The following is a 20,694-nucleotide window of genomic DNA, read 5'->3' on the forward strand; positions in this document are numbered from 1 at the left end:
TGATCCATTAGACCTTGATGTCCCAGAAGGGGTTCGAGCAAGGTGTTCGATGTGAGCAACCTGATTTGCTAGACTCCTTCAAAATGAAAAATGTGCAGCACTCGCTTGTATAGATTCACCTGGTTGATGAACTGGGTTCATCCCAAAGACTGCGATCGGTGTTTCCCTCTGACTCTGCAAACTCTGCAAACTCTGCAACAAAGCGATCGACTCTTGATAACTTTGCTGTTGATGTTGGCTCGTTTCGCCCCATCCTCTCTAACTGAGTACTATTCCGTCCAGTTAGGGGGAAAACTCTGATCATTCACCCTCAGTGCGCTACCAGACATGATTTGCTGCCTCAATCCCCGTTGCCTTAACCCCTTAAACTCTGACGATGCAACTACTTGTCGCGCTTGTGGTAAACCCCTGACCCGGCTGCGGGGGCGATATCGTACCGTAGAACCGTTAGGGCAGGGTGGATTTGGCAAAACCTATCTGGCCCTGGATGAGGATCGCCTCAATACCCGCTGTGTCATCAAACAGTTTTCTCCCCAACTTCAGGGGACAAAATCTCTGGAGAAGGCAATTCGGCTGTTTAACCAGGAGGCAATTCGGCTGGATGAATTAGGAGAGCATCCCCAGATTCCTACCCTGTTGGCCTACTTTGAGCAAGAGGGCTTTCTTTATCTGGTGCAGCAGTTCATTGAGGGACAAAGTTTACTTCAAGAAATGCGGCAGCAGGGGGCGTTTAATGAGCGGCAAATTCGAGATGTGCTGTCGGATGTTCTGCCTGTATTGCGCTTTATCCATAAGCATCAGGTCATCCACCGAGACATTACTCCAAACAACATTCTGCGTCGCCCAGATGGCCGCCTGGTGTTAATTGACTTTGGTGTGGCCAAACAGCTCAACGATGATCCTTCAGGTGATGCTGGAACCCGTGTCGGAACCGAGGGCTATGCCCCCATGGAGCAATTTCGGGGTGGAAAGGCCTTTCCTGCCAGCGATCTCTATAGCCTGGGGGCAACCTGCCTGCATTTGATGACGCAGTCCCGCCCTGATAATCTGTACGACCCGCTCAACGGTCGTTGGATCTGGCGAGAGTATTTGCTGGAACAAAAGGGGGTTGCGGTGAGTGATCAACTGGCACACATTCTGGATCAGATGCTGAAGGATTTGGTGGGTGAGCGCTATCACTCGGCGGACGAGGTCATGCGGGATTTAAATGCAGACTCTTTTTTGCCTGCACCTCAGTCGGTTGTGGTTTCCTCCCCCAAAGTAATGCCCTCCTCACCCTCAAATCCACCCTCTCGACCCCCTGCTCCTCCCAGAGCAGCGACCTCTAACCCCCCTGCTCCCCCTTCTCGTCCGCCAACGTCTCAACCGCCAACGTCTCAACCACCAACTTCCAAGCCGCCGACCTCTAAACCTCCGACTTCCCCATCTCCTGCGCCTCGTCCTTCTCTCTCTGCTCCACCTGTTGCCACGCCTTCGGCACGTACTGCCAATCGATCGCTCCGCTGTATTCACACGCTGATGGGCCATTCCTCCTGGGTGACATCAGTGGCTCTTAGCCCGACCGCTCCCCTGGCCGCCAGCAGCAGTCTGGACGACACCATCAAGCTCTGGAACTTAAATACGGGGGAAGAGTGGATGACCCTGACTGGACATACCAGAGGAGTTAACACGATCGCCATTAGCCCAGATGGTAAGTTGCTGATTAGTGGCAGTGATGATTACAGCGTTAAGGTATGGAGTTTGCAAAGTGGGGCGTTGTTGGGAACGCTTTTAGGGCATACGCGAGATGTCAATGCCGTTGCTGTGAGTCCGGATGGCAAACTGTTTGCTAGTGGAGGCGAAGATCGGATGATTCGGTTGTGGAGTGCTTCAACAGGGGCGTTAGTTAAAACCCTGTCGGGGGTTGCTGGAATGATTAAGGCCCTCGCAATCAGTCGGGATGGCAGAATCTTGGCCAGTGGTGGGCTGGATAACAAAACAAAGCTCTGGGATTTGCACACGGGCGAGCAGTTCCAGACGCTAATTGGTCATGTTAATTCAGTCAACGCAGTTACCTTTAACCCCGATGGTCAATTTGTGGTGACAGCCAGCAAAGACAAAACGGTGCGAGTCTGGAATGCGCGATCGGGGGAGCTGTTGCGAACCTTAGCAGAGCACATCCGTGATGTCAGTGCTGTGGCGATCACTCCTAACGGCAAAACTATCATTAGCGGCAGTAGCGACACCACCATCAAGCTCTGGGATTTGTCTGGCGGTAGAGTCAGCTATACCTGGACAGATCATTCTGATACGGTGAATGCGATCGTCACCAGTGCCGATGGTAAGTACATGGTCAGCGGTAGTTCGGATAAGACTGTGAGAGTGTGGCAGTTGCCGCCAGCCTGACCTCAACCTTGAACCGATTTCATACCTTAATGAATAGGTCATAGAGCGAGAGCAGGATTTCGACCACAATCAGGATGACCACATACCACTCCACTCGAAGGGCGGTGTTGTGTTGGAGCAAATCCAGTACAGTCTCGGCGGTTCTTGAAATTAAGTCTAGCTTGCGCTCCAGGGCCAGATGGCGTTCCCGAATTTCATATTCATTCTCCAGGCGCAGGTAAAGCCGTTCTAACTCTGGCGCATCCCATAGCAATTCAGGCTTATCGATGATTTCGACTCGTCCCACAATTTTGTGCTGGATGGACAGGGTTCGCCCCAGTTGCCGGAGGAGTTCCTTGCCCCATCGCTCATTTTTGGTCGATCGTTGCAGGGTATCCGCAAACGGTTCAATCTGCTCAAATACCTTACCAGTGCCAATTTCGTAGTGCGCTAAAACAACGCTTTTGGCCAGTACATCGCCTACAATTTGCAGCCGTTCAACACTGAACGCTTGTAGCCAAATGGTGCCATTCTCAACCCGTCCACCGCTTGTTTCATCGTGCTTTAAGATTACCTCTTCCGTTTCAGGTGCGGAAAATGGATCAATGACAAAGGGTTTGAGATGGGTCAGGAATGAGGCTTCCTCTACTGGACTCAGCCCGAAAATAACCACCGCTCCGTAGCGAAATAGCACCGCATACCCTTGTTCTCCGGCTCCAACGACCAGGGGTTGGGTAGCAAAGTAATCGGTTGTTTCCAGGGCTTTCAGATCCAGACGTTCTCCCAGAAAAAGGGCGCGACCGTTAACCGTTTCTTTGGCTGTAAGGTCAGGTTTTGAAATGGTTTGCATAAAATCATCAATTGGCACAAATCGTAAGAGCTTAAGACTCTGATTGGTAATAGTCCTGGGGCTGAACTGAACCGATCGCCTCCTGGTCGCGGTTGATGCAGCCAGGTTTATCGGTATACTTGCAGACCCTTGCCCAGAGCATGGCCCGGGTTCCGGGTGGGCCAGCAGAAAATAGGACTCGATCGCCACCGATGATCTTAAGAATCTTCACTCCGCACACCGGGCAGACTTGGGCACCATTTCCAGACATCATCTCAAATTTCCAAAATCAATATTTCAGCTCAAAAGCAGAATTTTAAAAAATAACCTATCCGTATCGTCCAGTTTGCCTTAAACCTTCCTCTTTTCACTATAACCTCTGTCACTGTGACAGTTGCTCCTGGAACGGTTTGTTAGAGATTCTACCTTGGAGATGCACAGGGTAAACCACAGGCTTCCAGTAGAGTTACAGAAAAAAGAGGGAGTTGATGTATTCGATGGCACAAAACTGTTTGTGGGTGAGCTGGTGGAGGAATCAGGAAATTTGTGGAGCAATTCATGGGGCAATTCATGGGGAACTACGCGCTCATCCATTTGAGGGGCTGAACGCTGATTCAATGGGCATTCCCGTATTTTTACCAGGTAAAAAGATACCAACTCTCGTTGATCTTGCTTGTCCAATGGGCATTCTAGGATTAGTGCATCTTTCTTCACGTTGAGCGTTCATCCATCATGGTTCTTGGTGTTTCACCTCCAGTAAACTCTGTGATTTCTTCACCCCAACTCGATGAAGCCATTCAAATCCTGGTCACTCATCCAGATGAGATTCGCATCAAAAAACTTCTGATTTTTGCCTGTACGCAAACCTGGGAAAGTAACCCCAGTCGGGTGAACGATGCGAACCTCCATCAACTCATCCCGGCCTTGCTGACGATCGCTCCAACGGTTGAACGGTTGCAAACGTATCTCATTGGGGTCGCCCAATCCCTCAACAAAGCCACTGAATATACTGCCATTGCCCAGCAGGTCATTGCTGCACTCAGCCTCATCGTCTCGGAACCCGCTCCCGTGGATTCACCCGCCCAGCAAGCTTACCCTGTGATCGCCACGTTACTCCAGGCTGATCCACAGAGTCTGCGCATTAAAAAGCTGTTGATTTTAGTGACCCAAAAGCAGTGGGTGAGCGATCGTCAGCAGCTTGATGCAATGGATTGGCTTGCTTTAGTCAAAACCGTACATCTCCTTGCCCCAACCCAGGATTATTTGCACCAGGTTTTAACCAGTCGAGTCAGCAAACTCAGTAAGGCCGCAGAATATACCTTGATTGCTGAGCGCATTATTCAGGAGTTTTGCATCTGTTACGCAGCTAATCCTCCCCAAGTCGAACCCACTCCTGAAGCCAGCGATCCCGATGCCACTGAATTACTTACTCAACTGAATACGCAACCCGCCGCTTCCTCAACCCTTCAAACTGTCCCCACGTCCGGCAATCCATCTCAGCTTGAACTGCGATCGGTGAGCCTGCCGTCTTCCAAGTCATCCAGGGGGTTGGATCTGTTTGATTTGCGATTAAGCCTGATGCGATATACCAATCCTTTTCGTGCTAAAGTCCTCCTATTTTCCCTATTACATGAACCCTTTCAATACACACCTGAACATCGATCGATGATCCGCAATCATGAATTAGATGAACTATTAAAACTGTCGATTCAAACCCATCGGACAGTGAATGATTTAGAGACGGATTTAATTAAAACTGTAACATTGCTAGATGAAAGCGATGAGTATCAGCAAGTTGCTCGATTCATCATTGAAATGGTAAAGCCAATCTATATCAGTCAATCTCTTGAGCAGAATACATCTCAGCCTAATTTAGACAGTGGAACCAACTTTCTTCAAACATTTGTATCGCAGGGAAACGCCACGCAACCGGAGCAAAGTCAGTTACCATGAATGCCAGTGAACTTCTGAAACGCTATGAAATGGGCGAGGTTAACTTTAGCGGTGAAAACCTGACAGGAATTAACCTGAGCAAAGCGGATTTGATTGGAATTCACTTCACTAAAGCGGATCTTCATAGTGCCATTTTGACCTTTGCCTACCTCAATCGCGCCAAGCTGAATCAGGCAAACCTGGTTGCCACTCAACTCTGTGGTGCAAATCTGAGTCAGGCAGATTTAGTGCGATCGAACCTGAAGGATGCCGATTTGCATGGGGCCATTCTCCAGGGAGCAGATTTGCGGAGTGCCGATCTGACGCTGGCCAATTTGTTGGATGCCAACCTGATTGATGCCGATTTACGTCATACTAAGCTGGGCGGCGCGAATTTATCCGGTGCTTGTCTGCGGGGAGCAAACTTACGCGAGGAAAACCGCCATTATATTGCCAACCTGCGAGGTGCGATCTTGCGCAAAGCCGATCTGCGGGGCGCGAATTTAACAGGTGCAGATCTCATGAAGGTTGATCTACGAGGAGCGAATCTGAGTGAGGCAACTCTGCGAGGGGCCAATTTATCTGGAGCTGACTTGAGTGAGGCGAATCTGAAGGGAGCATTTCTGACGGAAGCGAACCTATCCCAGGCAATTCTGCGGAGAACTAACCTGGAAAATGCCAAGCTAGAACGCAGTGATCTGACGGAAGCAGACATGGCAACGGTTAACCTTCAGGGCGCATTGTTAGCGGATGCCAAACTGAGTCGCGTGCACCTGGCCAAGGCCAATCTGTATCGATCGCGGCTGAACCGAGCAGATTTGAGCCGGGCGAATCTGTGGGGGGCAAACCTGCAGGAGGCGTATTTAATTGATGCCTACTTAGCCAGGGCCAACTTAACCAATGCCAATCTGTCGGCAGCCAATCTGGTACGGGCAGAGATGAGCAGTACCAATCTGACGGGAGCCATTTTCCGGGAAACGGTATTTCCCGATGGCACCCTGCGGGGAGAAGGGTAGGAGTCGGGAGTCGGGAGGCAGGAGTCGGGAGGCAGGAGTCGGGAGTCGGGAGTCGGGAGTCGGGAGGCAGGGGGTACCATTGCATTTGCGCGATGGATAGTTTATTGGCAGGCAAGACTTCGGATCTCGGCGTGAGATCGGTCGAACGCTTGAGCCCTTCGGCGTGAGCTCAGGAGTGCGGCGAGGACTTCGGCGTGAGCCCAGTCGAACGCTCACTCGAACGTTGCCTGCGCTACCCATTGCGATCCCCCACTCCCCATTCCCCACTCCCCACTTCTCACTCCCCACTCCCCACTCCCCCTATCCCCCCCAAACAGGGCAAAATAAAATCATGATGATAGTCGTTGTAACTTTCTACAAATTCGTGAAGCTGCCCGATGCTTCTGTCCTTCGATCGTTGATTCTCTCCCACTGTCAGTCCCAGGGAGTGCGGGGAACGATTCTGCTGGCCCAGGAAGGGATGAATGGCACGATCGCTGGAACCCGTGAGGCGATCGATTCAGTGCTGGCTTTTCTCCGGGCGGATCCTCGGTTTGCGGATCTGGAACATAAGGAATCCACAGCAGATACCTCCCCCTTCGATCGAATGAAGGTCAGGCTAAAGCGGGAAATTGTCACCTTAGGCTTGCCGGAAGTAGATCCAACTACCCAGGTGGGAACGTATGTCAGTCCAGAGGAATGGAATGCAGTGATTGCTGATCCAGAAGTTGTGGTGATTGACACCCGCAATGCCTACGAGGTCGGGATTGGGACGTTCAAGGGCGCGCAAAATCCGCAGACGGACTCATTCCGGGAGTTTCCAGACTACGTTGAGCAACATCTTGATCCCAGCAAACATAAAAAAGTAGCAATGTTCTGTACGGGTGGGATTCGTTGCGAAAAGGCTTCATCGTTCATGCTGGCTCAAGGTTTCCAGGAGGTGTATCACCTGAAGGGGGGCATTTTAAAGTATCTGGAAACTGTTGCTCCAGATGAAAGTCTCTGGCAAGGGGAATGCTTTGTGTTTGACCAGCGCGTGACGGTTCAGCACGGATTGGCTTCAGGAACCCATAGCCTGTGTTGGGGCTGTGGACATCCCATTTCCGAAGCCGAGAAAGCTTCTCCCCAGTATGAAGTCGGAGTGTCTTGCCCCCATTGCTTCGATCGCCTCACGCCAGAAAAACGCGATCGGTTGCGGGAAAGATTGAGGGGACGTGCCCGTTAAGGCGAACTGCTGTGTACCCCTACCCGGGACATTTGTGCACCCCTTGCCGGACTGTGAAAGTCCGGCACTGCCCATGGAACTGGAACACCGGGTAATTGGAACACCGGATCCCTGGAGCACCAATACAGTATTCCAGGAACGCAAGCTAGAAGTTTGCCCTACGGAGAGGCGATCGGGATTTGATACCGTAGGACAATCTTGCCTGCCGCATTTAGATGCTGTACTGGCACTCTTCTAGAACCTATGCCAATCGGGGTATTCCAATTTTGCATTTGCGTGACCGATCGCTCACTGACAGGCAAGTTGCCTGCACCACGGCAATTGATCCATTTGCAACCATTGCAACCATTGCAACCATTGCAACCATTGCAACCATTGCAACCACGGGATACTCCCTCTCAATCAGCAGGCTTAATCAGTAGGCGAGGTGGGCATTGCCCACCCTACAAAGCTACAAAGCCTGGCTGTTTTAGCAGAATGAGTTAAAAAACTCTAGCATGCTGATCGATGGTTCTCGGTTCAATAATTGCTGTTGCTTTGTGTGTTCTACCGAGCCAGAAATTAACGACTTGCTTAGTGGCTAAATAGAGGAAAGGCGGAATTGTCGTGAAGTAGCGTTTCCAGAGCCGGCGAGGTTCTTGAATCAGTCGATAGAGCCATTCAAAACCAGATTGACGAACCCATGATGGAGCGCGTTTATGAATGCCTGCATAAACTGGAAATACTCCCCCTAATCCAACCATGACTGCATGGATTTTGCCTTGATGTTGATTCATCCAAATTTCTTGTTTAGGACAACCTAACGATACAAAAACAATCCCTGCTCCACTCTGGTTGATTTTGTTAATGATTTCCCGATCTTCAGCCGGGGTAAGGGGTCGGAAGGGCAAAGGTTCCATACCTGCAATTTGTAAATCGGGAAATTCTCGATTGAGCCGAACCTTCATCTGCTGCAGGATTTCTGGTTCCGATCCAACAAAGAAAACGCTGATATCACGGGATGAAATTTCTTGGCATAGGGCAGCGAGAATATCCATTCCAGCTACTCGATCCTGACGTTTTCCTAAGAGATTCATCAGCCAAACTAAGGGCATGCCATCGGGAGTCACCAGATCAGCATTTAACAAAGTAGAAGCAAAGTCAGAGCTGGAATGAGCCTCCATTAGCATATGCACATTTGCCACACAAACGGTTTTGCTGGTGCGCTGTTTTGCCCATTTGACCATCATCCGAATTTGGTTATCAAAGGGCATTGCTGTGATGGGAAACCCAACTACACTTTGGATTGGAAGTGAAATCTTTAGAGCCATAGATTTGTTCATTGTTGTAGCGTTTGGCAACTTAAAAACCAATAAATGGGGTTTACGAGTGGTAGATGCCATCAACGCTGAACCTACATGCTCTAATTGGCTAAATGCAGGTGCTCGTTATGATGATTCAGGACAACGATCGATCGATGTCCAGGTCGCTTACTTCTGAGCCAAAGCGCAGGCTAAAGCGCAGGCTAAAGCACAGAGTCATAGCGCATGAAGAAACTTTATCGGTTGGATTGGGAAACAAAATCCAACGCAAACTATTCGCAAATCATTGTCATACTGGGATGATTGCGGATACCTGGCATTTGCCAGGTTCTACCCAACTTACAAAGAGCATCAGTCGATCAGAGTTGAAAGAGTCAATTGAACATCCGACAAAACAGTTCTGAAAGGAACGAACATTGAGAGAATCGACTTGCTCTAACCAGTGCTGTTTCTGCTGTGTCTTGATTAATTAGAACTGAGTTGGGACCCTCAGACAAAATGCAGAATTCTTGCACCAAAGTGATTCTTCAGGTTCTACGAGTTGGAACACCAAATCAAAAAATGTTTATTTGCCGGGTCATTAGGTTGCATTAGATCGTGTGCCGCATACTGCTCATAAACAGGCAATCACTTCATTGAGTTATTCCGTCAATACACAACTAAGGTAGATGACTTGCGGAGCACTCCAGGTTGTTTTAGACGGTAGATGCCAGCAGATTGTTTCTGCCGGTAGTCCAGTATAGCTTTAGATCTTGAAACAGGAGTAAATTCATGTCCGAGTCAAAGGAAAGTGATATCGGAATAACTAGCTATCTTTACAGTAACTTGATGGAACTTCAGGAAGGTTTGACTGTTTTTTTTGGGCTAGATGCAATTTCCACACTTTCGACTTTTACGTTCTGTTAAGCCCTAGATTGTCACAGGAATCAGCAAAGTGCAAGACTCGTTGTCACAGCTTAACGATTCTTTACAATTGCCGATGTTGTGTCAATCTTTATTTCTCTGCTTGGGTAGGTGACTCCTCTGCCACCTCTATTTCCATCTCCAATTCCATCTCCAGATTTTGTCCCAATTCCATCAAGAACTGCAATGCCCTGGCAATATAACTGGCTCCCAGAGAGGGAGAGGTTTCATAGAACGATCGCCAGGCCATGCCCTTGAACCGATCGTAGGTGTCTGCATGATGGGGATGCTGTTCCAGCCAGCCAATCCGCACGCCATGACCAATCAAAACATCCAGCACAATATAGTCATCAATTTGCAAATCGGGGTTTTCTTCGACGATCGCCGCTAATTCCATCAGGGCTTCAACATTCGCCTGCCGATATTCGGGAGCTTGAATCTTATTAAGCAAGTGCTCAATCCGCAGGGCAAAGTTTTTCTCGCCAGGGGTCATTTCCGACAGGATCAGACGGCTATCCAGGCGGTTGCGGCGATCGAGCTTGTCGCCAATCACCAATCCCTTGCAGTGCTGCATCACCTGCCAGACCTGCGGATAAAACCCTTTGGGAACTCGGTTTAAGGCTCCTTCTCGCTGGCGGTAGTGCCACCAGTCCGTTTGCTGTTCCAGTTCAGCTTCCGTCGCCTTGGCTTCCGAGGAAACGACCCACTGAATCGGCTGCTGCTGTTTGAAGTGGAGGGATTCTTGCTGGAGGAGTAAAGTGTCCAGGGAGTTATAGCCGACCAGCACTTGTTCCAATTGCAGCTTGAGGTCAAAGGGACTCAGTTGCATCAAAGACTCATAGGCTTCATCCCGCGTGACATTCAGCTCCCGCGCCAGCTTACTGGTCAGCATCAAAATCAAATAGCCCACTCGCAGGGTGAGGAGTCCATCAAATAAATTCGGTTCTGTTTTGATTAAGACACTGAGGTAAATTAGAATCTCTTGCGTCAGCGGTCGTTCCCGCACATCATTACTACAAAACTCCTGAATCTTGCCGACAATTTCCTGGGGTGAGATGGGGCGATCGACTAAAGAAGCCTCGCTATAGGCTTTCCCAACGGAGATTTGCTTACCCCGAATCAAAATCGACGTTACGGCATCGGCCAACCCCATATCAATTTTGTTGAGCAAACCGGCAGCGCGACGAATGACTGACCACAGCCGCAGTTGGCTGGCTTGTTCATAAACCTCATCGAGTAGATCGGCGATCGTCACTGGCATGGCATCACCGAACCCAGTATCGAAATCCAGACCACAAAGCTGGCTGAGGGTCGTCAAGACATCGATTTGTTCGTAAATATTGCAGGTTTTTTGTAATCCGGCTAGAAGTTTAGCAACATTAGTTTCGTATTCCAGGAAGAATTCCTGGGTGTTGCTGAGGGGAATGTTGCAGGAGGCATCAGAGCTGAGGTATTTGGGTTTCGGAATGGTATCCTGAACTGTGGTCTGGGAAAATTCAAACTCATGGATGAAATCGATCCGTTCTGTCCCTGCGGTCAGGATAAATTGATTGATGTGTCCCAGTTTGACGGCAACCCCATTACACTGGCCATCTCGCAGTTCCTTCAGTAATCCCAGTACGGGAGATTGAATATCCCCTTGCTCATCCTCAAACATGGCATGGGTCAGGAGCAGGGTGAGGGTGGGTCGTCCCAGATGGAACCAGTGCCGCTGGACGTAAACCAGTTCTCCCTTAATTTGGGAAACCAGAAAGTGATAGTCCAGGGTGAGGTAAAACTGCTGGGGATCTAAGAAAGAGGGCAGAAAAACGATCGTCTCGCCACGAATCCGAAAAATCCGAGAGGTCGTGAGCGATCGCAATCGGCGAATGGGTCGTCCAGTGAGGTTCAGCTTATCGTTGCGGCCAATCTGGTAGTAAATCGCAGACAGTTCTTCCGCCCGACGCACCTGAATTGGCGAGACTTGATTCGGGGTTTGGGCCTCAATGCCATAGGTCGCCAACTGGGCTTGCAGGTCTTCATCTTCTGCCAGCAGGGCAATCTGCACCAATGGTTTGCGACGGTTGCCTAAACGCAAATGCCGACCGATCGGATCCACATCGGCAACGGTAATTAATTGATCCCGCAGTAATTGCCCCAAATAATACAAACTCTGGGCCCAAACCAGGGGGACATTGGCATTGGGTAAGCGGGGCTGACTTTGGGGAGCCAACCGCTCTGCTTCGATCGCCGCTTCAGGGACGTAATATAACTCTGGCAGCAGCTTACAGCCATTGCGCTCCACTAAAAGCGGCTGGAGTTTTTGGTAGTATTCCTCTGCCTGAACCCGATCGCCCCGGAATAATGCATCCAGCATCAAATAGGTAAAAAACAGCGGCCATTCACATTCAATATGTTCAAACTGCTTTAGCTCCCAGGGTTCATAGTGCAGGCGGGTTACATCTTCAATCACGGTTTGGTGGCCATCGCGCAGAAATCGCTTGCAGCCATACTTGCCCTGAAGTTTGTTGATAACGTTATTACGGGTGCGATCGCACAACGCAGCATCTTCCACGGCAAAGGCTGGGAAGCCAATCACGCTGAGAAGGGCGGCATCCACTTCTTTGGAGCTAGATTCTCTGGGCAAGAGGGATTGCAGGGTTGTGCGGGTTCGGGCAATTTCATCCAGCAAGACATGAACTACAGAAGCCTGGCCGCCGCAGACCCCAAACAAATCGCAATTGTTCATTGCCTCCAGGGCCGCCTTGGCCATCCCGACTGAACTGGCGTTTAGCTCAGGATTGCCGTGGTTGATCTTGTTGCCCCGCTCCCAGATGCCATAGTCCGGCGTACGGTAGGCGCGTCCAATGTAGTAGACCAGATTTTGGACGAAATTAACTTCATCCGTGGTGTAAATAATCCGCAAGCCGGATGTGGTCATCTGGGCCAGCATCAGCAGGTACAGCGAGGTGGCATCTAACTGGAGGTGGCCCCACTGATCGTCATCAACGACGGTATCTCCGGTATTGGTATCGTACTTGGCATGGAGGGCATCCAGGAGATTCTGCGTTTCCTTGAAGGTTTCCACTTTATGGGCCTGCCGCATCATGGCAAACAGCAGGCCCCGCATCAGCTTAATGACGCTATGTTCTAGCTCGTAGGTACGCCCCTGATCCACATCCAGCTTGCGGTAGGCCAGGCCAATCCCCACACTGCCAAAATGCTGTATACATTGTCCCGCACCCAGGCATCGGTGTAGTCACCATGCTCATTTACCGCCGTACTGGCAGGCAGCAGCCCGGTAATTGGATTCTGGCGCGACAGGATGACGGTCTTGATTTCCTGATAGTAGGCATCCAGTTGAGCCTGGGGACTGAGGGTAGGGGCGATCGGGGGTTGAGTGGGTGAACCGGAATCAGCAGTGTGAGAAGCGGAAGCGACCATGAGATACCTTGGAATGCAAGTGGGCAGAACCTAAACCATAAAAGGACGCGGCTTAAGTTTCTGTTTGTCCAGATCGTTTTGCCTGGAACACTGATTCATCAAGTTATGAATCAACATCTGTTTATCAATAACGCGGTCAGATGAGAAGCGTTCTTCCCGGTTTCAGCAAATAATTTATGGTAAGTTAAAAAAAAATTGAAGATCAGGTAATGATTTTATGATCGGTTCGGTGGCAATCGCAAGAATTCTCTCTCAAGGAGGATGCAAATCATTCTTAAGCGATCGCCTGGATTTTATAACCCCAGTCTGCCCCCAGTCTGCCCCCAGTTTGAGGAACTGTGGCTCAGGAAAATAGGATGGTTGTGGCGGTTTGCAGGGTTTTTAGTCCTTTGAGGGAACCCCGAATCAGACGAGTGGCGGCGATCGGCTGACGGATCATCCCCCATGCCATTGGGAGGGGTCGCAGGGAACCGTTAGCATCGATCGCACGGTTCAAATCAGGTAAATCGTGGTGACAATCATCGCTCACTACCCGAAGCGTTGCGATCGCCAGGTTCATTCCCTCCAGCGTTTTGAGAATTGCGGTTCCTTCCATGTCTACTATGTCCGCTCCAGAGGTTTGCGCCAGAATTTGCTTGTCCTGAGCTGAAGCAATCAGTCGATCGCTGGTCAATGCCTGCACCAGAGGAGCTTCCAGACGAGATTGGATCATTGCATTGAGGGTGCGATCGCCCTGCCAAAGGTTGCGTTGCTGATCCAAACAATTCTCGTACAACACGACATCTCCCACACCATAGGACGGATTTAGGCTGCCGCAAAGCCCCATGATCAGAACAGTATAGATGGATTGCAAGTCTGAATGCTGCTGCCAATGCTGTAAATACCGCGTCACGGGTTGAATTCCGACTGGAATGGCCACAACCTGCGGGATAGGCTGCACCACATGAGTGAGTCCTTTACAAACGGACTGATATTCTGCACCTTGGGGAACCAGGATGAGGTCAATCACAATGGGGCGATCGGGTAAATTTGAGATTCAGAATAGCACTGGGAGTGGATGGTGCGTCAGGAAATACCGATCGCCCAAATTATAAGCCCCCCAACGAAGTCGATCGCAGAGGGGCGGTACTCATAAGAGATTCAGTTAACGCTTTGCTATATCCAGATCTACAACTGGGCTGAGACTGATTTCGGAAAGGTTGACTAACCCTGCTGATCTTCGTGATTTTTTCGCTGCAATCGTCCATCTGTTCTGGCACGAGCGATCGACTCTTCGATGAGTAGGGCAGCCATTTGAGACAAAGAACGCCGTTCCGCATGGGCAAGCTGTTCAAGCTCTGCCTTGATTTCTTCAGATAAATAAACCGCAATCCTGGGAATTTTAGCAGGCACATCAAACCAGAAATCCTTCATTTCAATCCTAGTCCTCAGAAGCACATCAAGTTTCATTTTAGCTTTAGGTGTGTCTCGGAGTGCTACCGAGTGCTAAACTTGTTGAACGATCGCCTTTTTGTGAAGCGGAGCTGGCGATCGGTTTTCTAATCGCGTTTGAGAGAAGTTGTATGAACTGCGGTGAAGGCAATTGGATTGTGGTGATCTATCTCCCGAATCTGGCAAATCAAATCGTTGCGCGTTATCACCTCCGCAGCGAAGCTGAACACCACGCTAGAAAACTCAAGCGGATGCTGGGCGATCGGTATTCGGTTGAAGCGGTTTTCGATCTGCAAGTTGCTGAAACCAATTGATTCAGTCTGATTCAAACCCGTTCTAAAATCACGCCTAATGTGAATTAGACAGAGCAGTTTAAGACTGTTGGAAGGTTAACACATGGATGCCAAACTGCTGTTTGAGCAATAACCGCAGGGTATGGCTTGCCAGTTTAGCTGCAATGTGGACACAAAAGCCCTCTACGGTCTTGTTGAGCAAGCGTTCGGGGTTACGTCCAGTGTTTTGAATTTCATGAAACACCCCTTCAATGCGCTGACGCACTTTGGAGATGAAGCGATTGAGGGATGGGGGATGCTGCTGTTTCTGATTTTTGCGCAAGACAGTCCAAATCTGATTGCCGGTGCGCTGCTGCACTTGGAGTTGCCAGTCCTGGTCGATAAACCCCTTGTCACCGTAGATGGTGCACCCTCGGGCGACCGCTAAGAGCGACTCAATGGCAACCCGCTCATCGGTGTTGGCTGGGACTAAATCATAGGCAATCGGAATCCCGTTCCAGGTACTGAGTAAGGCGAGTTTGTAGCCGAAGTAATACATCTGGCGCGACGCACAATAGCCAGGGGTTGCATTGCCAGAAAAATCACTGCGTGTCTTGTCCCGCTTGAGTCCCAGTACGGGAATCGGTTTGGTGTCCACCAGCAGATGCGTTTGCTGGGTCGCTCCTAATGCCACGACCCAACTGCGTCGCAGTGATTCCAGCATCCCATCTAATTGGCGTAAGCGCCGATTGAATTGACTCTGATCCAACAACTGTGGAAACCAGCAGAGATAGTTGGCACGCATAAAGCCGAGAAACTGGGTTTCACCCGGAAAGGGCAGATAGTCCATCAGCAGTGCTAAGGTCAGCATTTCGCTATCACTGCGTGTCTTGTCCCGCTTGAGTCCCAGTACGGGAATCGGTTTGGTGTCCACCAGCAGATGCGTTTGCTGGGTCGCTCCTAATGCCACGACCCAACTGCGTCGCAGTGATTCCAGCATCCCATCTAATTGGCGTAAGCGCCGATTGAATTGACTCTGATCCAACAACTGTGGAAACCAGCAGAGATAGTTGGCACGCATAAAGCCGAGAAACTGGGTTTCACCCGGAAAGGGCAGATAGTCCATCAGCAGTGCTAAGGTCAGCATTTCGCTATCACTCAATTGCGCTTGTACTCCTGGTCGGGGGCAGTCTAACGGTGCAATCTGCTGGCGATACCAATCGTCTACCAGAACAAAAATGGTGGTCATCAGGCTGGGAAAGTCTATGCTAGTCATGGGAGAGGTGAGCTTCAAAGGTGGTACTTCGATTCTCAACCTCTCCCACCTTTTTGTCCAATTCACATTAGACGTAAATCCCAAAAACTACAACTCTTGTGGGGTGGACATCTTGCCCGCCTAGTCCCTAGCAAATCTTGATCGCATCACAGCAAAGAGTGAAAACCTGCTTGGGTAAAGTGCTGATCAAACGACAACACTTGCACAATGTCTGCCTCTTGCATTACGACAAAGGAAAGACAGTCCACCAAACTCCAAGCTTTATCTTGATACTTTCTGTAAAGTACAAGTGCTTGATTCAAAAGCCTGGCATTGAGGTGAACCACTTCCACCTCTACTGAAGTCAGGAAATATTCAATAATCGCTGCGGCTTCTTGCTTATGGCTGCGTGAGAGGGCATTACCAATTTCCAGCAAAACTGCATCAGTTGTCAGAAGGGGAGAGTTTTCAAAGCGATCGGCGAGTTGAAGTGCCTGATTATGGTATTGATCTCGTTGATTAATCAGCGCAATCACAAAGCCTGAGTCAACGAAGATCCGATTCGACACGCTTTTCTCCGCTCAAATATAAATCAAGATTGGCAGCGAAATCTTCGGGAGCCTCAATTTTAATGGTTTTTAGTTTTGCCATGAGACTCTGTGGCTTGCCTTTTTGTCTGGATTGCACAAAATCCTGCACCAAGACATACAACTCGTTCAGGGCCGCATCATCCAAGTTATCAATTTCAGCTTGAATTAATTCTCTTGCAGTCATCGTCTTAGTCTCCGATCGGATTCTGAGAATGCTTTTCTAGTCAGGTTAGGCAATTTGCTCACTGTTTCTTCATTCTACGATCGCCGCAAATTATAAGCCCCTCAACGAAGACGATCGCAGAGGGGCGGTATTCATAGAGATTCACTTAACGCTTTGCTATATCGAGATCTACTACTTGTTTACCTGCGATTCCAGATTGAGTTCATTTATTTGCCTAAATCGTTGCTTAAGAACGTGAATTAAATCATCTGATGGACTGGGCGGGCAAGACTTCGGCTTGAGCCCTTCGGCTTGAGCTCAGGTCGAAAGCTCAGTCGAAACGCTGCCCACCCCACAAAAATTTTGGATGATTCAATCATCATTACTCCAGCAGGTCAAACTACTGGGGGCGTTTGGATAAAATCACCAGACAGCTTGCAATTTTTCGCTGGTAGGTTCCCTGGAGCAGAATTTCTCGGCTCAGTTGAATTAACAGTGCCTTGATCTCGTTTGCCTCGGCTTCGGTCAGCATAATCATAGATTCACCTCGTTTAGTAGTACACCTTTTCTGATGTAGAGTAGCGTCACCCTAGATGTACCATAACTTTACATTGCGATCTTATGATTTGTCCAGATGCTTCCAAGATTGCCTCCAAAGTTGTGACAACCAATAAGGAACGAGTTACCCTATATATTCCGGGTGAGCTTAAAGAAAAGCTCGTCAAATTGGCAGAGAAAGACAGACGATCGCTGTCGGTATATATAGAGGTTCTCGTTAGAGATGCCTTAGCGCGTAGGGGCATCACGGTAGAAGAGGAGGAATGAAATCGATATTGCCCCTGATGATAGGTTGAGACTGGGCTATATGTGATGAGGCGAAAACGATGCGTGGTGTACAGTTTGTAGTGAATGAGGCTGGAGAAAAAACAGCTGTGCTGCTAGATTTGCAGGAATGGGGCGAACTCTGGGGCGATTTTTACGACATCTTAGTTTCGCAGGCTAGAGCGCAGGAGGACACCGTTTCCTGGGACAAGCTGGAAGCAGAAGGAGTAGACAGTCCTTGTCATGATGATGACTAAGGAATGAAAATTTAATAATCTGAAATTCTTGTGGGGTGGGCATCTTGCCCGCCCAGTCAACAAAGAAAACCGTTGCAGGTTATTTAATTCATGATCCTGAGTATGCAGTTTAGTTCAAAGCTTCAACTACATTCGTGTTGGCGATTATCGGATCGTTTATGAAATTGACGATCGCGCTCGAAGCGTTCAGGTCACAAGGGTCAGACACCGTCGTGATGTTTACGAATAGACTGTTCCATTCCCTACGTCTTACAGTAGTTGTAGTGACATCCGTAGGATAATCATCGCTCATGGTAGAGCCACGTCCAAAACCCTCCCTGCGAGAACGGTTCAATATTTCTCGATGGGCGATACAATCACCCTGGCTAACCATCAGCTTCTGGCTGGCGGTATCCGTCGCGGGACTGTTCGCCCTCAGTTCATTGCGCTATGCTCTGTTCCCTGATGTCACTTTTCCCGTGGTGGTGGTAAACGCCTCAGCCCCGATCGCCTCTGCCCTGGACACCGAATCAACTCTGACGGTGCCGATCGAACAGGAATTAGAGGAAGTGGCGGGTGTGACGGATGTGGACTCGACTACCTATCCAGGACGATCGGTAGTCAGTCTACGGTTTCAGGTGGGCAGCGATCTGGCGGCATCCACTGAGGAAGTAGAGGCGGCCTTAGCGGATCTGGAATTTGATGCAGAAGCCAGCTTTTCAGTCATTCCAGTCAATTTGAATGAAGCGTCGGTGGCCAGCTATGCCATTGAAAGTGAGACGCTGGATTTAGAGGAACTATCAGAAATTACTGAAGCGGAAATTGTCCCGGCGATCGAAGCCTTACCGGGGGTCTTGCGGGTAGACCTGTTGGGGGTGCCAGCGGCGATCGATCCGACTCAACCGCCATCAATTGAGCAACTTTTGACTCAGGGAGCCACGATCGTCCGGTTTAATGGCAATTCCGCTCTGGCGATTCAGATCATTAAAGAAGGGGCGGCGAACACGCTGGAAGTGGCGGATGCAGTGGCGGATGAAATCAACGTCTTGGGGACAGAATTGCCCAATGTGCAATTAACCCTGGCCGCAACCCAGGCAGACTACATTCGATCGGCAACTCAGGCAACGATTCGGGCCCTGATTGAAGCAATTATTCTGTCGATTTTGATCATTTATCCCTTCCTCCGCAATTGGCGAGCCACCCTAATTTCGGCCCTGGCGATTCCGATCTCCCTGCTGGGTACATTTATCGTCATGGCAATCTACGGCTTTAACCTGGAAACCATTACCCTGCTGGCCCTGGCGATGGTGATTGGGATTCTGATTGACGATGCGATCGTGGATGTGGAAAATGTCTCCCGCCATATCGATCGCGGCGAACCTCCCCGCCAGGCGGCCATTGCCTCAACGAACGAAGTTGGGTTAGCGGTGATTGCGACTACGGCGGTAGCAGTAGCGGTGTTCCTTCCCATTGGCACTATGCGTGGGGTATTAGGACAATTCTTTACCCCCTTTGGCATTACCATTTCGGCGGCTCTGATCATTTCAACAATGGTGGCCCGCACCCTCTCTCCCTCCCTGGCAGCCTACCTGCTGAAACCCCGGCGATCGCCTGCCCCTGAAGCTCCAGACTCCACCCCTCCACCCTCGACTCCCCTCGCCAACGGCTATCACACTGCGCTGTCCTGGGCCCTGCACCACCGGGGGATGGTGATTTTGCTGGCCCTCCTCAGCTTTATCGCCGGGTTAGCTCTGATTCCCCTGATTCCCACTGGCTTTATTCCCCAGCTCGATCGCGGTGAGTTCAACATCCTCTACACCACCCCTCAGCCGGAGATTCCCCCAGAGTTTTTGACTCCCCAACAGGCTCCTCCCCAACTACCACCCGGACAGCTTCCTCCCCCCACCCTCCTGTTCGATCCCCTGGCAGAATCCCTGGAGGTCGCGGAAGAACTGGATGAATTTGTCCTGGAATCGTCAGAAGTTGAGACTGTCTTTACCATCGTCGGTTCTCGTCAGGGAGAAACCAACCGGGGCAGGATCTACGTCCGCTTGAGGGACGATCGCACTCTCTCCACCGCAGAAGTGCAGGCCCAACTACGGGAGGAACTGCCCGATATTCCTGGAGTTGTAACCAGCGTCGAGGACATTCAGTTTGTTGATACGGGGGGCGGTCAGCCCGTACAAGTCCGCATTGTTGGTGAAGATCTGGAACAGCTCGACGAAACCGCCCAGGCAATCGAGGCGCGACTATCCGAAATTCCCGGCTTTGAAGATGTCACCGCAACTCAAATTCTGGATGATGACGATACGGTCGTGGCCATTACCCGATCGAATGGAGAGCGGATTGCGACCATTGGTGCCAACCTGGGCCAGGGCTTTACCATTGGTGAGGCGGGCGATCGAGCGACGCAGGAAGTGAACGCAATTCTGCCAGCGGGAATTTCCCTGGAATTAGGAGGGGATTCGGCCCAGGTGGATGAAGTCCTGGAGGGTTTCCGCTCTGCCCTATCCCTATCGCTAGTTTGTATCCTGCTGGTGTTGCTGGTGCTGTTCCGCAGTGTGGTGGATACGCTGGTGATTTTCCTGTCTCTGCCCCTGGCGATCGTGGGAGCGATGCTGGGATTGTTATTAGTGCAAAGCGACTTCGGCATGATTTCGCTGATCGGAATTATTTTCCTGCTGGGCTTGACCAACAAAAACGCCATCCTGATCGTGGACTACATCAAGCAATTGCGGAAGTCTGGGATGGATCGTCGTCAGGCTATCCTGGAAGCGGTTCCCACCCGCCTCCGCCCCATCCTGATGACCACTGCGTCAACGATCCTGGGAATGCTGCCCCTGGCACTGGGAGTCCGAGCTGGTGTGGAATTACGGGCCCAATGGCGGTGGCGATTATTGGCGGATTGATCACCTCCACGTTGCTTAGCTTACTGGTGGTTCCAGTGGTTTAC

General features: G+C 50.3%; 19 protein-coding genes and 1 pseudogene. 10 read left to right on the plus strand and 10 right to left on the minus strand.

All coding sequences use genetic code 11. The annotated features are described in order from the left end of the window. Nucleotides 1–327: 327 nt before the first annotated feature. Nucleotides 328–2,385: a protein kinase domain-containing protein gene (locus tag ACM1PF_RS23245; protein WP_416667466.1), complete on the plus strand. Its 2,058-nt coding sequence runs from the start codon at nt 328–330 to the stop codon at nt 2,383–2,385. 19 nt (nt 2,386–2,404) lie between these two features. On the opposite strand, the gene ACM1PF_RS23250 is transcribed toward ACM1PF_RS23245, so the two are convergent. Beyond that, the gene (locus ACM1PF_RS23250) at nt 2,405–3,214 is read right to left on the minus strand and encodes an RMD1 family protein (RefSeq protein ID WP_416667469.1); all 810 of its coding nucleotides are present in this window, start codon (nt 3,212–3,214) and stop codon (nt 2,405–2,407) included. A gap of 31 nt (nt 3,215–3,245) precedes the next feature. Further along, the gene (locus ACM1PF_RS23255) at nt 3,246–3,464 is read right to left on the minus strand and encodes a hypothetical protein (protein ID WP_416676768.1); all 219 of its coding nucleotides are present in this window, start codon (nt 3,462–3,464) and stop codon (nt 3,246–3,248) included. Between the two features lie 494 nt (nt 3,465–3,958). Between ACM1PF_RS23255 and ACM1PF_RS23260 the strand changes: the two genes are divergently transcribed. The 4 genes from ACM1PF_RS23260 (at nt 3,959) to ACM1PF_RS23275 (ending at nt 7,583) form a co-directional block, all read left to right on the plus strand. Beyond that, on the plus strand, nt 3,959–5,146 hold the full coding sequence (locus ACM1PF_RS23260) for a hypothetical protein (protein WP_416667473.1): 1,188 nt from the start codon (nt 3,959–3,961) through the stop codon (nt 5,144–5,146). Beyond that, a complete protein-coding gene (locus ACM1PF_RS23265; protein ID WP_416667474.1) occupies nt 5,143–6,141 on the plus strand; it encodes a pentapeptide repeat-containing protein in 999 nt (332 codons plus the stop codon). The genes ACM1PF_RS23260 and ACM1PF_RS23265 overlap by 4 nt, the downstream gene beginning before the upstream one ends. A gap of 331 nt (nt 6,142–6,472) precedes the next feature. Then, nucleotides 6,473–7,345: an oxygen-dependent tRNA uridine(34) hydroxylase TrhO gene (locus ACM1PF_RS23270; RefSeq protein ID WP_416676769.1), complete on the plus strand. Its 873-nt coding sequence runs from the start codon at nt 6,473–6,475 to the stop codon at nt 7,343–7,345. A 73-nt stretch (nt 7,346–7,418) separates the two neighbouring features. Then, on the plus strand, nt 7,419–7,583 hold the full coding sequence (locus tag ACM1PF_RS23275; RefSeq protein ID WP_416667476.1) for a hypothetical protein: 165 nt from the start codon (nt 7,419–7,421) through the stop codon (nt 7,581–7,583). Between the two features lie 244 nt (nt 7,584–7,827). Here ACM1PF_RS23275 and ACM1PF_RS23280 read toward each other — a convergent pair whose 3' ends face one another. The 4 genes and pseudogenes from ACM1PF_RS23280 to ACM1PF_RS23295 all read right to left on the minus strand — a co-directional run bounded on the left by ACM1PF_RS23280 (nt 7,828) and on the right by ACM1PF_RS23295 (nt 14,385). Further along, nucleotides 7,828–8,655, minus strand: a complete 828-nt coding sequence (locus ACM1PF_RS23280) for a WecB/TagA/CpsF family glycosyltransferase (RefSeq protein ID WP_416667478.1) — start codon at nt 8,653–8,655, stop codon at nt 7,828–7,830. A gap of 985 nt (nt 8,656–9,640) precedes the next feature. Then, nucleotides 9,641–12,972, minus strand: a pseudogene (locus ACM1PF_RS23285) (glycoside hydrolase family 15 protein). A 343-nt stretch (nt 12,973–13,315) separates the two neighbouring features. Beyond that, nucleotides 13,316–13,981: a 5'-methylthioadenosine/S-adenosylhomocysteine nucleosidase family protein gene (locus ACM1PF_RS23290; protein WP_416667481.1), complete on the minus strand. Its 666-nt coding sequence runs from the start codon at nt 13,979–13,981 to the stop codon at nt 13,316–13,318. Nucleotides 13,982–14,175: 194 nt separating this feature from the next. Continuing rightward, a complete protein-coding gene (locus tag ACM1PF_RS23295; RefSeq protein WP_416667484.1) occupies nt 14,176–14,385 on the minus strand; it encodes a ribbon-helix-helix domain-containing protein in 210 nt (69 codons plus the stop codon). Nucleotides 14,386–14,534: 149 nt separating this feature from the next. Between ACM1PF_RS23295 and ACM1PF_RS23300 the strand changes: the two genes are divergently transcribed. Beyond that, nucleotides 14,535–14,717 (plus strand): hypothetical protein, encoded by a 183-nt coding sequence (locus ACM1PF_RS23300; RefSeq protein ID WP_416667487.1) that lies wholly within the window; start codon nt 14,535–14,537, stop codon nt 14,715–14,717. A gap of 58 nt (nt 14,718–14,775) precedes the next feature. Here ACM1PF_RS23300 and ACM1PF_RS23305 read toward each other — a convergent pair whose 3' ends face one another. From ACM1PF_RS23305 to ACM1PF_RS23320, 4 genes are all read right to left on the minus strand, one after another. Continuing rightward, nucleotides 14,776–15,951: an IS982 family transposase gene (locus tag ACM1PF_RS23305; protein WP_416667490.1), complete on the minus strand. Its 1,176-nt coding sequence runs from the start codon at nt 15,949–15,951 to the stop codon at nt 14,776–14,778. A 146-nt stretch (nt 15,952–16,097) separates the two neighbouring features. Then, complete coding sequence (locus ACM1PF_RS23310) at nt 16,098–16,499, minus strand: type II toxin-antitoxin system VapC family toxin (protein WP_416667493.1); 402 nt, start codon at nt 16,497–16,499, stop codon at nt 16,098–16,100. Beyond that, nucleotides 16,477–16,704, minus strand: a complete 228-nt coding sequence (locus ACM1PF_RS23315) for a hypothetical protein (protein WP_416667495.1) — start codon at nt 16,702–16,704, stop codon at nt 16,477–16,479. The genes ACM1PF_RS23310 and ACM1PF_RS23315 overlap by 23 nt, the downstream gene beginning before the upstream one ends. Nucleotides 16,705–17,083: 379 nt before the next feature. Continuing rightward, nucleotides 17,084–17,221 (minus strand): hypothetical protein, encoded by a 138-nt coding sequence (locus ACM1PF_RS23320; RefSeq protein WP_416667497.1) that lies wholly within the window; start codon nt 17,219–17,221, stop codon nt 17,084–17,086. 122 nt (nt 17,222–17,343) lie between these two features. Here ACM1PF_RS23320 and ACM1PF_RS23325 point away from each other — a divergent pair, with 122 nt between their 5' ends. The 4 genes from ACM1PF_RS23325 to ACM1PF_RS23340 all read left to right on the plus strand — a co-directional run bounded on the left by ACM1PF_RS23325 (nt 17,344) and on the right by ACM1PF_RS23340 (nt 20,650). Next, complete coding sequence (locus ACM1PF_RS23325) at nt 17,344–17,508, plus strand: ribbon-helix-helix domain-containing protein (protein WP_416667499.1); 165 nt, start codon at nt 17,344–17,346, stop codon at nt 17,506–17,508. A gap of 59 nt (nt 17,509–17,567) precedes the next feature. Further along, nucleotides 17,568–17,762 carry a hypothetical protein gene (locus tag ACM1PF_RS23330; RefSeq protein WP_416667501.1) on the plus strand — a complete coding sequence of 65 codons (195 nt, stop codon included), beginning with the start codon at nt 17,568–17,570 and terminating at the stop codon, nt 17,760–17,762. Between the two features lie 130 nt (nt 17,763–17,892). Then, on the plus strand, nt 17,893–17,991 hold the full coding sequence (locus tag ACM1PF_RS23335; RefSeq protein WP_416676770.1) for a type II toxin-antitoxin system RelE family toxin: 99 nt from the start codon (nt 17,893–17,895) through the stop codon (nt 17,989–17,991). A 61-nt stretch (nt 17,992–18,052) separates the two neighbouring features. Further along, nucleotides 18,053–20,650 (plus strand): efflux RND transporter permease subunit, encoded by a 2,598-nt coding sequence (locus tag ACM1PF_RS23340; RefSeq protein WP_416667505.1) that lies wholly within the window; start codon nt 18,053–18,055, stop codon nt 20,648–20,650. Nucleotides 20,651–20,694: the final 44 nt, after the last annotated feature.

It is taken from the genome of Egbenema bharatensis FJBBOT/2019, from assembly GCF_048077055.1.
Lineage (GTDB): Bacteria > Cyanobacteriota > Cyanobacteriia > Elainellales > Elainellaceae > Egbenema > Egbenema bharatensis.